This is a genomic window from Vibrio owensii CAIM 1854 = LMG 25443 (assembly GCF_000817815.1).
Taxonomy (GTDB): Bacteria; Pseudomonadota; Gammaproteobacteria; order Enterobacterales; family Vibrionaceae; genus Vibrio; species Vibrio owensii.
In genome coordinates this window covers 33,142-46,222 of the sequence record NZ_JPRD01000025.1, presented here as the reverse complement: position 1 = coordinate 46,222, position 13,081 = coordinate 33,142, and the positions used below count along the sequence as shown (strand labels likewise).

General features: G+C 44.7%; 11 protein-coding genes. 5 read left to right on the top strand and 6 right to left on the bottom strand.

All coding sequences use genetic code 11. The annotated features are described in order from the left end of the window. The first annotated feature begins 100 nt into the window (after window positions 1-100). From H735_RS15435 to H735_RS15420, 4 genes are all read left to right on the top strand, one after another. Entirely contained in the window at window positions 101-1,411 is a 1,311-nt protein-coding gene (locus H735_RS15435; protein ID WP_020197554.1) for a TolC family outer membrane protein, read from the top strand. Window positions 1,412-1,414: 3 nt separating this feature from the next. Further along, window positions 1,415-2,035: an OmpA family protein gene (locus tag H735_RS15430; RefSeq protein WP_005443610.1), complete on the top strand. Its 621-nt coding sequence runs from the start codon at window positions 1,415-1,417 to the stop codon at window positions 2,033-2,035. 106 nt (window positions 2,036-2,141) lie between these two features. After that, window positions 2,142-2,495 carry a DUF2750 domain-containing protein gene (locus tag H735_RS15425; RefSeq protein ID WP_005443612.1) on the top strand — a complete coding sequence of 118 codons (354 nt, stop codon included), beginning with the start codon at window positions 2,142-2,144 and terminating at the stop codon, window positions 2,493-2,495. Between the two features lie 191 nt (window positions 2,496-2,686). Further along, window positions 2,687-4,654, top strand: coding sequence for a tetratricopeptide repeat-containing diguanylate cyclase (locus tag H735_RS15420; protein WP_020197555.1), 1,968 nt, complete (start codon window positions 2,687-2,689; stop codon window positions 4,652-4,654). On the opposite strand, the gene queC is transcribed toward H735_RS15420, so the two are convergent. Both queC and queE read right to left on the bottom strand, forming a co-directional pair. Beyond that, on the bottom strand, window positions 4,611-5,309 hold the full coding sequence (gene queC, locus H735_RS15415) for a 7-cyano-7-deazaguanine synthase QueC (protein ID WP_020197556.1): 699 nt from the start codon (window positions 5,307-5,309) through the stop codon (window positions 4,611-4,613). The genes H735_RS15420 and queC overlap by 44 nt on opposite strands. 14 nt (window positions 5,310-5,323) lie before the next feature. After that, window positions 5,324-5,974, bottom strand: coding sequence for a 7-carboxy-7-deazaguanine synthase QueE (gene queE / locus H735_RS15410; RefSeq protein ID WP_020197557.1), 651 nt, complete (start codon window positions 5,972-5,974; stop codon window positions 5,324-5,326). Window positions 5,975-6,139: 165 nt separating this feature from the next. On the opposite strand from queE, the gene H735_RS15405 reads away from it, so the two are divergent. Beyond that, window positions 6,140-6,949, top strand: coding sequence for a Cof-type HAD-IIB family hydrolase (locus H735_RS15405; RefSeq protein WP_020197558.1), 810 nt, complete (start codon window positions 6,140-6,142; stop codon window positions 6,947-6,949). Window positions 6,950-7,022: 73 nt separating this feature from the next. Here H735_RS15405 and H735_RS15400 read toward each other — a convergent pair whose 3' ends face one another. The 4 genes from H735_RS15400 to H735_RS15385 form a co-directional block, all read right to left on the bottom strand. Next, on the bottom strand, window positions 7,023-8,462 hold the full coding sequence (locus tag H735_RS15400; RefSeq protein ID WP_020197559.1) for a bifunctional NUDIX hydrolase/phosphatase PAP2 family protein: 1,440 nt from the start codon (window positions 8,460-8,462) through the stop codon (window positions 7,023-7,025). A 307-nt stretch (window positions 8,463-8,769) separates the two neighbouring features. Next, on the bottom strand, window positions 8,770-10,311 hold the full coding sequence (locus H735_RS15395; protein ID WP_020197560.1) for a trypsin-like serine protease: 1,542 nt from the start codon (window positions 10,309-10,311) through the stop codon (window positions 8,770-8,772). 200 nt (window positions 10,312-10,511) lie between these two features. Next, complete coding sequence (locus H735_RS15390; protein WP_020197561.1) at window positions 10,512-10,994, bottom strand: GNAT family N-acetyltransferase; 483 nt, start codon at window positions 10,992-10,994, stop codon at window positions 10,512-10,514. A 160-nt stretch (window positions 10,995-11,154) separates the two neighbouring features. After that, entirely contained in the window at window positions 11,155-13,035 is a 1,881-nt protein-coding gene (locus H735_RS15385; RefSeq protein WP_020197562.1) for a propionyl-CoA synthetase, read from the bottom strand. Between the last annotated feature and the right edge of the window lie 46 nt (window positions 13,036-13,081).

Sequence of the window (13,081 nt, the reverse complement as noted above, 5' to 3'; positions counted from 1 at the left end):
AATAGCTTTGTGCGTTAGATTATTGACGCCTATAGAGTTATCCCTAATTTATAAGAATAATTTCTCGCCTTCAGACTTGACTAAATCTAGGAGAATTAAAGTGAAGTGGACTCGTGCCAACGCCCTATGTCTTGGTGTGCTTACCGTTAGCCCAGCTTTCGGGCAAACACTAGAGCAAGCAGTAGAAAACACGCTTATTACCAATCCAGACATCAAAAGCGCGTTTAATGAATTCGTAAGTAAGCAGTATGTGAATGAAGCCTCGAGTGGTGCTTACCTCCCTTCAGTCGATCTGGATGCAGGAATCGGTTATGAAGGTATTAACCCTGCCGAAGGTGGCAGAGACTCAACAGACTTAACTCGAAAAGAAGCAACGGTCACCCTAACCCAACTTATTTGGGATGGTTCAGCAACACTAAACGACATTGATAGAACGGCCGCTGACGCTGAGTCTGTTCGTTATCAACTGCTTGCAGATGCTCAAGATACGGCACTTGAAGTGACCAAAGTGTATCTAGATGCAGTGAAAGCTTATGAAGTATTGACGCTTTCAGAAAACAACCTGAAAGTGCACAAAAAGATCTATCAAGATATCAAAAAACGCGTAGATTCAGGAATTGGCTCAACCGCAGACTTAACCCAAGTAGAAGCTCGCCTAGCAAAAGCTCACGGTAATTTGGTCGCGGCACAAAACAATTTGTTTGATAGTCATACCATCTTTACTCGATTAGTCGGGCAAGCTCCACAAGGACTAATCTTCCCACGAGCTGATCAAAACTTCATTCCATACACAGTGGATGACGCCGTTGACTTGGCATTTGACTCTCACCCAGTGATCAAAATTTCTAAAGCAGACGTTGATTCAGCGAAGTTTCAATACAAGCAATCAAAAGGCAATTACTACCCAACGATCTCGGTAGAAGCCGCACAGACATGGCGTGATGATGCCGCTGGTATCGAAGGAAATAGTGACGAAACGACCGCAATGCTTCGAATGCGTTACAACTTGTATAACGGTGGCAGTGACGCAGCAAATGCCGAGAGTTTTGCTTACCAATTGAACAAAGCTAAAGACTTACGTGAACGCGCATACCGAAATGTTGAAGAAGGCCTTCGTTTGTCATGGAGTGCATTGGATCTGACCCAGCAACAAAAACAATTTTTGTCTGATCACGTAGATTCAGCATCTGAAACCGTTATCGCTTATGAGAAACAGTATCGAATTGGTAAACGTACCCTACTTGATCTGTTGAACACAGAGAATGAACTGTTCGAAGCGCGCAAAGATTACTTAGATGCGAAATACGCTGAGCAATACGCAAAATATCGTGTGATGAACGCAACAGGACAACTATTGAATGCCCTACGCGTAGACGTTCCTACAGAATGGAATCAGAAGGTGGAGTACTAAGACATGCAAGCAGTAAAGATTCTATTCTCACTTGGATTGATTTTGTCTGTGAACCAAGCGTTCGCAGAGGATGAATACGACTACATGGTCACTCCGAATGCACAGCAAATAGCAGATCTTCAAGATGATGACGATGACGGTGTAATTAACGCCAGAGATTTATGCCCGGGAACGCCGCCGACATCAGAGATCGATAACGACGGCTGCGGTGAGTACATTAAATCGTCAGAACAAATGCAAGTTCGCGTGTTATTCGCCAATGATTCTGATGAAATTAACCCAGTGTTCCACCGTCAAATTCGTCAGCTGTCTGAGTTTTTGAACGAATACCCTTCCACATCTATTGAGCTACACGGTTATGCAAGTAAGGTTGGTGGCTCAACCCATAACTTAGACCTATCTAAACGTCGTGCGAACAACGTTCGCTCTGCACTTTTAGGTTACGGTATCGCGGCAAATCGCGTTCGAATAGTAGGTTATGGCGATACTCATTTAGCCCAACAAGGCACGGATGAAGTCAGCCACGCGCTCAACCGCAGAGTGACCGCTTCCGTTGTGGGTTACAAAGGTGAAATAAAGAAAGAGTGGACAATATTTACCACTCTTCCTGAAAATACAATTTAAGGAGCTTCGGCTCCTTTTCTTTTTCAACCTTGCTAAACCGTATTATGCTTTAGGAATCGGCACTTTAGTGGTAATCTACTCGCGTCATAACAATGAGAGTTTTGAAATGAGCAAACTTACATCAGATATCCAAGCAAACCTTGACCTTTTCGTTGCTGAAACCAAAGAAAACCAGTTGGTTTGGGGTCTACGCAATGAAGAAGGTTGGCTATCTTGTGAATCAACTGAATTCGAAAACAGCGAGGTTATGCCTTTCTGGTCTACTAAGGAAGATGCACAAACACACAACGTTGAAGAATGGGCAGATTTCGAAGTACTAGAAATCCCTCTAGATATCTTCGTTGAAGATTGGCTTCTAACTCTTGCAGAAGATGGCGTGCTTGTTGGTACAAACTGGAACGCTCAGCTAGAAGGTAAAGAGGTTGAACCTCAAGATCTAGCTAAACTGTACGTAGGCTAATTCCTAAAGACCTCAGCATCGTGCTGGGGTCTGCTTTATTGTTACTTACCTTTTCGATGTAAAGCTCGACCGAGCGCATAATTTTCTTCATTCCATTATCTATACCCTTCGGCTTTTGTCACAATGACCTGTACCTAATTGGTATATCATTCTGAGCAAACAATATAAAAATAACATAAGGTTACATCACTATGCGTACCCTGCTTTCTTTGCTTGCGTCACTCCTAATCGGCGGTCAGGCAAACGCAAGTGACACTCAAAATATCACCCAATGGCATGCTGTCTATCAAGCTACGATGAAAACAAACGCTAAGTCTGCGCTCAGCATGCTGCAAGATCGTTATCATAGCGCCGATTCTAATAGCGAAAAGTTGTACGTTAGCGGCTTGATTTACGAATACATGTCGAATATTGATCAGCCGTATTATGGAAGCAGTCAAATATTAGAAAACCGCTTTGCCAAGCTTGAGTCCAAATACATTCTTGCACTGACAGAACGAAAAAACGGCAACTACGATACGTCAGTAAACGTTTTTACTTCCTTACTACAAAGTGCAAAACAGCGAAGTGATGAAGAAACTAAAGCATTGATGAACTATCAGCTTTGCTACACGTTGAATCAACAGGGCCAATACCACAAAGCAAGCTTCTTTTGTTCATCATTAAACAATCATTTATCGGGCGATCATCAACAAAATATCCCTTCGGATCTTGCTTTACGTGTTATCGCGAACAACTTTGACTTTCGCGGTGAGTATGAAATTGCACTGAATTTGTACCGTCGATTGCTGACAGAAATGCCGACTCAGAGTGACCCAACCGGTGTTTACAATGACGTTGGTAACTTACTGAGCGAGTTAGGTCAGTTTGAGCAATCCGAACAATACTTAATACAGGCCTTGTTGGCACGCCAACTTGAATCAACACCGCTAGAAGTCGCACAGGTCGAACATAGCTTGGCGGCGATGTATAGCAAGTCTAGGGATTATGAAAAAGCGGTCAGCCACTACAAGAATGCATTGACGCTTCTTGAGGATCTTAACTATCCCTACGGTCAAGGGTTAACTTATCTTGGACTTGGTTCCGCTTATGTTGATTCTGGCGATTTGAAAAGTGCAGTACCTTACATTAAAAGTGCACTTGCATTAGGTGAGCAATACGAAAATATGCGTTTGCAAACTGAAAGCCATCTTACCGCGGGCTTTGCTTATTTGAAGCACGATTCTCTGCGTGAGGCTTTGGAACACGCACAAGCAGCGTTAGAACTCGCCAATAAAAACTCCACATCAGCACTACAAGCCAAAGCTCAGCTGTTGTTGTCGCAGATTTATCAAAAGCGGAATGATTTTTCTAACGCCCTCTCGCACTATCAAAAATACGCAAAGCTCGAACTTGCTAGCCGAGATGCCAACAACGTAAAAGCAATTGAGGCATTGGATCTAACAAAAAGCGAGTACGAATATGAACTTCAACTCGTCAAAATAGACAATGAGCGAAACCTTAAGCTCTTAGAACTTGAGAGGTTAGGTGAACAGCAACGTACTTATAACTTTGTGATTTTCTGTCTGCTTACTGTTTTGCTAGTCGTGCTGTTCGTATTACGCAATACCAAGATCAAATCACGCTTAGATAGGCTTACTGGTTCGTTAAACCGAAGCGCAATCATTGAAAAAATCAGAAATCAAACCGTAAGTGCTCCAGAAGACATGCGTTATGTATTAGCCCTGATCGACTTGGATAACTTTAAACTGCTCAATGACAAGCACGGACACCCGACTGGCGACTTGGTGTTAAAGCACGTGTGTAAAGCGATTCAAGTAAAATTGAATAAAGGCGAATACCTTGGTCGCTTGGGGGGAGAAGAGTTTATCTTAATGTTGAAGAACGTAGATGAGATTGATGTGCCATTCCGTATCCAGAGCCTTCACAAAACTATCTCGGAAAAACAAATTAAGAGCACTAACGATGAAACTCTCAATGTGACAGCAAGCTTGGCCTACCTCTCAACGTCTAAGCCACTCAGTAACTTTGATGAGTTGTATTCGATACTAAACCAAGCTTTGTATCAATCTAAAAAGAACGGACATAATGCCGTGATTGATGCGTATAACGAGCCTATTGATCTTCCGTCTTCTGCTTTTGAATCAACGACTGCATAACGGCGTCTTTGTTGTTTAGATAGTCATCTAAGCCCGCTTTGCGCAGGTCGCAAGACGGGCAATCACCACAACCATCACCGATGATGCCGTTGTAACACGTTAGCGTGTTTTCACGAACTAGTTGCAGCGCATCATATTGATCAGCCAGCGCCCACGTTTCTGCTTTGTTCAACCACATTAGCGGAGTTTTGATTTCAAACTGACGATCCATACCCTTAACCAAGGCACTGTTCATCGCTTTCACGAAATCATCACGACAATCTGGATAGCCACTAAAGTCTGTTTCACAAACACCAGTAATAACAGTTTCTGCGCCAATTTGGTAAGCGTAGATGCCGGCAAGCGTTAGGAACAAAATGTTGCGGCCAGGAACGAAAGAGTTCGGCAAACCGTTTTCTTGAAGTTCATGAGAAACTGGAATGTCGTCACGCGTCAGAGAGCTAATGGCCAGTTCATTCAGTAGGCCAACATCCATCACTTTGTGTGCAGCGACGCCAAGATCTTTTGCAACTTTCTCAGCCACTTCAATCTCCAGCTTATGACGCTGACCATAATCGAATGTGATGGCATGTACTTCGTCAAACTCTTTTAATGCTTGAACCAGACATGTTGTAGAGTCCTGTCCACCACTGAAAACAACGACTGCTTTTTTCATCTTTCTCTCCGAGCTTAAGCAATACTTAGGTATTTATGAGTTTGAACCGACAAACGCCAGTTGCGAGCAACACAGGTATCAATACACAGTTGTGTAGCGCGAGGCTTCTGACTGATAGGCTGAAGTGCGATTACTGTCTTCTCAGCGATGTCTGCTGACGCCAACAACGAATCAAGCTGATCGATGTCTTTTTGGGTACCCACCGGATGTTTGATCTCATTTGCGCGTTCTAATGCACTTTTGAGTACTGGTAGCTTCCCTTTCATTGCGACCTTAGGTGACACTGTCACCCATGTACTTTCTGAAGTTACAACCTCTGAAGTACCACTGGTTTCAATTTGGCATTGGCAACCCATTTCTTCAAATGCAGCCGTCAACGCACGTAAATCATAAATGCATGGTTCGCCACCAGTGATCACAATATGCTTCGCATTGAAGCCCTGCTTTTTGTATTCAGCTACGATGTCTTCTGCCGATGCGAAACACCATGTTGGAGAATCTTCTGTTTTCACCAAGATGTCACCGATCTGGCGCTGGTCTTCTTCTTCTGCGTACCAAGTCTGTTTCGTATCGCACCAAGAACACCCAACCGGACATACTTGCAAACGCACAAAAACCGCCGGCGCACCAGTGAAAACCCCTTCCCCTTGGATGGTTTCAAACATCTCATTTAGCTTATACAACGTAGAACTCACTCAACTCATTATACTTCGAGGCGAAGACCTTAATGGAGAGGCGCACTCAGGTCAATTTAAACCAAAAATAAATTGTTAAAATAGGTTGTTTTGTAGTTTCATACGCAGGTTCCCCATTTTTTAAGGTAAGTAAAGATGTACAAGCTGATCGCCCTAGACATGGACGGCACGTTGCTTAACAGCGACAAAGTAATTTCTGAAGAAAACAAGCAAGCCATTGCAAAAGCACGTGAAGCGGGTGTTACCGTTGTCCTTGCTTCTGGCCGCCCTCTTGAGGGAATGCAAGACAAACTAGACGAGTTAAACATCAACTCGGACGAAGACTTTGTTTTGTACTACAACGGTTCTATGGTGAAAAACATTGGCACCAATGAAATCATCCACCAGCAGATCATTGATGGCAAAGCTGCGAAGAAAATTGCACGTAAAGCGCGCGAGCTTGGCGCTTATGTTCACGCATTCAGCCAAGAACATGGTCTGATCACAGAAGAAAACAACCCTTACACTGACATCGAAGCAAAAATAAATGGCGTAGAAGTCACTGAGATGAACTTTGATGCGCTAGAAGATGATCACGCGATCATTAAAGCAATGATGGTTGCGGAGCCAAGTAAACTAACTGAAGTTATCTCAGCCCTACCAGCAGAGCTAAAACAAGAGTTTACAGTTGTGCAAAGTGCACCTTTCTTCTTAGAGTTTTTGAATCCATCAAGCAACAAAGGCGTTGGTGTTTCGGCAATCGCAGAATACTTAGGCATCAAAGCTGAAGAAGTGATTTGTATGGGCGATGCCGAGAACGACCATCACATGCTTGAATACGCAGGTCTTGGTATCGCAATGGCGAACGCAATGGAAGAAACCAAACAAATCGCAGACTACATCACAGTAAGCAACGACGACCACGGTGTAGCAAAATCGATCGAGAAATTTGTGCTTAACGCGTAATCCTCTGAATCGATCTGAATTGATGTAAAAAAGCCTCGCATTTGAGCGAGGCTTTTTGTTATCCATTTTCTAGCTAAGCGCCATGTTTCGCACGTTTTCCACACGTCAGCTTTCTAGCTAGCGTAATAAAAGTCAGCATTAGCAACGGGGAATGGAACGTATTAAAGACCAGAGACCAGAACCCACTGAACGAAACCGTTGTTCCCAAGTAGAGGTAAAGTTGATCAACCAACAACAAGGCCAAAATAACGAACAACATCTGCTGGCGCTCAAATCGAATATCCGACTCTTTAAATGTCATAACCAGTGCAGACGCTGTAATTAAAATCGCTAACCAACTGGTGAACACAGGCAATGGCCAGATAACAGAGATCACCGCCGTAATTGCTGTCATGGTGAACCAAACCCCTTTCGAGGTGAGCAGTCTATCGACGTCTATTTCTGGATTGTCTTCCAAACGTAAAACATGCCATGCCACTAGAACACCCAGCAACGCACCAACAGACATATCCAGAATAAACGCAGTCCCCAAGAAGAACTTGCAGAACATTACAGTTAAAGTGACCAAGCACGTCAACAAAGTGACTCGATTTAATCCAAAACTCTTCGTTCTTTGGAATAAGAAGGTCATCACACAGAACCAAATCGCGATCGGCAAGCTTGGGAAACTAAAGCCAAAGCTATGCGTTAACTCTGTGATCGGCATATAAACGTGCGGTCTTGGTAGCGAGAACCCCTGCTGCGCAACCAATACCATCAGAGAAGTCGCAGTGATTGAGAAAAATAGACGGTAAACGAAACGGCTATCAAACTTCATCATGACAAACGGGAACAAGAACAGCAGGAACGTCGGATTACTGATACTCGTTACCAATTTCGCAACTTCACAGGCTGTTTCACGGCTTGCTGACGAAAATGACGCGATCCAGCTTTGTAGATCAACCATCCAAGAAAGCTCAAGTTGACGAAAACCCGGTGCGGAGTCTATCAACTGATCAACATAGACGACTGATTGATCTGTTGCTCGCGAATAAAATTCAGCCACCTCTTTCCACTGCGAAGGATAACGGTATAGAGAAGCTGACATGTTGCTCGGGTTTGCAATCATTGCAGAGGCGACTTCTACGCCATAATGCGGTGCAAACCAAATTGGAAGCTCGTTCCCATCTAAAGTGTTGGTCATCGAAAACGCAATCACTTCTGAATCAGAGACACAATCATAGAATACGGCTGTATCCGTTCTACCTAGCTCCTCGCCGACAGTGACAACTAAGCCGGTTTCTTCCCAAGTTTCTCGTTGAGCCGCGAGTTTTGGTGACTCACCTTCAATAACAGTGCCACCAGGAAGAGAAATCTTATTGGTTAATATTTCATGGATTAAAACCAGTTTGTCATCTGCGCGGACAATACAAAGCGCCCCTTTTACGTCTTCAGGAAGAGGATTCGCGGCAGATGTAGGAGATACAAACAAAGAAATGGAATACAGGATGAGAAAAAACAGCTGTCTCAGCACAAAATACGACCTTTAACAAAAAAGAAGAATCACTCAGCTATGATGGCAGGATTACCAATATTTTTCGACATAAATTAAGTAACCAGTTGTACGTTTAGCACACATGTCAAAAAACGCTTTGCGACACTCCTCAAAATAGTTCTGACAAAAATCAGACATAACTCGAAATATTGGCTGCGATTTTGCCAGTTATATTAAGTTAACGTCAGAGGAATTTACGTGGATTTTACGCCTTCTCAGAATTGAAACAATAAAGAGAGCTTATTGTCGACAACAAATAAACTCTCTTTATGGTTCAGTTATGCATTTACAGCTTTAACCATGCATCTGTCCAAGCTGAGCCCACACCCGGCTCATAAGCACTTGGAGTTGAGCCACACCACAAACTGTTTGGCCAAGCCTTACACTGGTAACTTGCACCATTATTCGTCACTACATCCCCTGCAGAGTAATTCGTACCCGCTTGGTAAGCATCACCTGAAGATGGCGACGTTGGTGGCGTAGACTCTGTTGGAGGATTAGTCCCAGAACAATCTGAGCTGCTTATTGACTGCCATACTCCCCATGGACCAGATTCTGATGGGTTATCGCCTTGAGTCCACCACTGCGCTTGCCATAATTGACCAGCCCAAGTAACGGTTTCACCCGTGTTGTATACGCCACTCGCTTTCCATTCATTGTCACAACTACCAGAAGGCGGTGTCGTTGTTCTAGTGGCGGAAGCTGTAGCCACTGCTTGGTATGTAGTACTGGTTTTATCGATGCCAAAAGCCAAAGCGACGCTCGCCTCACCTGCTTGAGAAGCGCCAAACTCCACATCGACACGACATGAGCTTCCTGCATTGAGTGTCGATTGTGCACATTGGTCTCTGGTGATCATCGCAGATTTCGTGACACCAGAACTTTGCAGTCCCACACTTTCGACAGTAAACGCAACATTACCGATATTTTGAATACTGAAACTGTGTTGCTTCAGCTCGCCCACTTTAAAAGAACTCAAAGTCTGATTTGCCGTGTAACCAACAGAAACATTATCTGTCGGAGGCGTTGTCGTACCTACTACGCCATCAACAAAACTGCGTAACGCCGCAATGTCGCTATACACTCCATACTTACCCGGTCGGGCACAACCTATACCCCAACTGACGATACCTAGCTGAGTGACGAGACCGTTGTTCTTAAAGACGATAGGACCGCCGCTGTCTCCCTGACAAGAATCAATGCCACCTTGCGGAACACCCGCACAGAATGATACGGAGCCAACTGTGGTGTAATTGCCGCCAGCTTGTCGACAAGTCGCATCAGAGACCAGAGGAACATCCACTTCTTGTAGCGCGGTTGGTGAACTGCCCCCCTCCGAAGTTCGACCTAAGCCAGCGACGGTTAACCAATCACCGACGCCTGCATATTGCGAGACACTGCCTGCGGCTATATCCACTTTCGCAACACCAGAGGGAATTGAAGTGAGCTTAAGCAATGCGATGTCGTTAGAAAGCGTAGAAGCATTATAAGAAGGATGAACATAGATCTGGCTGACGTTGGAACGTACACCATCAGTACCGTTATAAATCACACCACCAATTTTTACTGCTATTTGATTTGGTGTGTCACCGTCAACACAGTGAGCAGCAGTGAGTACGAAACCATCCCCAATATAACTCGCCCCGCAGAAAGAACGATTACCATTGCGGCTGACTATCTGCGTATAAAATTTCCAGTCATTGGGGTTTGCCGTGATACCCCCCACGATATCGGGCTGAATTTTAATGTTTTGTGTATCCGTGACTTGATCTGCGCTTGCCAACATTGGCAATAACGCCGTTGCAAGTAAGGTTTTTGATAGATTCAATGTTATTTTCCTCTTGTTTTATGAGGCACTATTCATGTGCCACTTACAAAACAAGCAAACAAAAACAACATCACCAATTTGGATGAGAATGAGTCACCGCACATTGCGACGAAACCAATAGCAAATACTGACTAGTAGACTCAACTTTTGCACCGTCAGATTACATAAGTCACTAACTTACCGTCTTAGCAACGCATTAATTAACTTTCAGATAACGACTTTCTTAACCAATGAATATGATGCCCAAAACCTTGGTTCTCGTAGAGAGAAATTGCTGTCTGGTTAAAGTCCCAAACCTCAACAAACATCTGTTTCACTCCGTAATCGACGAATGTCGCCTCTATCTTTTCAATCAAAGCCTTCGCAGTGCCTTGCTTGCGATACTCGGGTAAAACGTAGAGCTCATCAACGCTTCCCATCATCACGGGTTTGCTAACCGTAGAAATAAGCTCGCAAAAGTGCCCTGAAACAAAGCCGATGATCTCACCCTCTACTCTAGCGACATACACCAAACATTCTGGGTTATCGAGATAACGAGCAATGCTCTTTTCTTGTTCGATTTCTTCTGCGGTTTTAAACAGCTCTGGGGATTGGATATGGTGCTCATCATGCAGCTCGAACATCAAATCATTAAGTTGTTCAAGATCGTCAAAAAGCGCTGGTTTGATTACAAAAGTAGACATAGGAAAAGAAGCCAAAAACAGGAATCCATATAGTGTGTGTTTAAACATGCATTTAGGCAAGCAAGAATGCAAAAGCCTCTTGCCGACAAAGCAAGAGGCTCCGGTGTTTGTGCTTGCTCCTAGGTAAGCTAAGGGCGCACTTAATTAAGATCTTACTTAACTAGCCACGTTTAAGCACTCGCTCGATTTCGCCTAAACTGGATGGATCATCAATGGTTGATGGCACCACGTATTGTTCACCATCGGCTATTTGACGAATGGTTCTTCGCAAAATTTTACCTGAGCGAGTCTTTGGCAAACGGTCAACAACCAGCGCATGTTTAAAGCACGCTACTGCGCCAATCTCGTTGCGCACTTTGCCCACCAACTCACCTTCTAGTGTTAGATCATCAATCTTCACACCATCTTTAAGAACCACGAAGCCAAGTGGTAGCTGACCTTTTAACTCATCGTGGATACCGACTACCGCACACTCCGCAATCGCAGGGTGACCACCAACGATTTCTTCCATCTCGCCAGTAGACAGACGGTGACCTGCGACGTTAATTACGTCATCAATACGACCCATGATAAACAGGTAACCATCTTCATCTAGGTAACCGCCATCTCCCGATACGTAGTAACCCGGAAATTGACTTAGATAACCGGTCTCAAAGCGGTCATGATTGCGCCAGACCGTCGGTAAACAGCTTGGTGGCAATGGGCGCTTCAAAGCCACAAAACCTTGCTGATTTGCACTTACTGACATGCCCATTTCGTTCAGAATCTCGACCTGATAGCCAGGTATCGGCTTGGTAGCGGAGCCTGCTTTTACTGGCATTACCTCGATACCAGTCGGATTGCCCGCGATAGCCCATCCAGTCTCGGTTTGCCACCAGTGGTCAATGACCGGCTTATCTGCTTTGCTTTCGACCCATTCTAGCGTTGGTGGGTCAAGGCGTTCGCCTGCCATAAAGATAGAGTCGAGGTTGGACAAGTCGTATTGCTTAATGAACTCGCCTTCTGGGTCTTCTTTCTTAATTGCACGGAAAGCGGTTGGCGCGGAGAAAAGCACGTCCACTTTGTATTCGTCACAAACACGCCAGAATGCACCGGGGTCTGGAGTTCTCACCGGTTTGCCTTCGAATAGCACAGTTGTACAACCATGAATCAGCGGCGCGTACACGATGTAGGAGTGACCAACGACCCAACCTACATCCGATGCAGCCCAGAACACACCATCTTGAGGGATGTTATAAATCGACGTCATCGAATATTTCATCGCAACGGCATGACCACCATTATCACGCACCACGCCTTTTGGTTTCCCTGTTGTGCCAGAGGTATACAGAATATAAAGAGGATCTGTCGCAAGCACAGGGACACATGCATGAGGCAAAGCTTGCGCGTATTCTTGCTGCCAATCTAAATCACGCTCAAGGTTAAGTTCGGCTTCGCACTGCGGACGTTGAAGAACAAAGACTTTCTCTGGCTTACAACGGCTGTCCATAATGGCTTTATCGACCATGGGTTTGTATGGAATCACCTTATTAATTTCGATACCACAAGACGCCGTCATGATGACTTTGGGTTCCGCATCTTCAATTCGAACGGCGAGCTCATTCGGGGCAAAACCGCCAAACACCACCGAATGAATCGCGCCCAATCGAGCACACGCCAGCATCGCCATTGCCGCTTCTGGGATCATCGGCATGTAGATGACCACACGATCGCCTTTGGTTACGCCTTGGTTAGAAAGCATGCCCGCGATCTTTGCCACTTGGTCGCGCAGAGCTTGATAGCTGTAAGTTTGTTTTTGCCCCGTTACTGGCGAATCATAAATCAGTGCGGTTTTATCGCCTCGCCCTTGCTCGCAATGATAATCCAATGCGAGCCATGAAGTGTTCAATACGCCATCAGAAAACCAACGTTCAATCCCATGTTCGTCAGCTTGTAAAATGGTATTTGGCGCTTCAAACCAATCGACGTTTTCAGCTTGAGCACGCCAAAAGTTTTCCGGTTCATTTTGTGCCCAAAGGTATTCTTTTTGATATGCAGACATATTGCTTCCTCCAGTATGTCCTGACATTGCTTTTTAATACCAATCG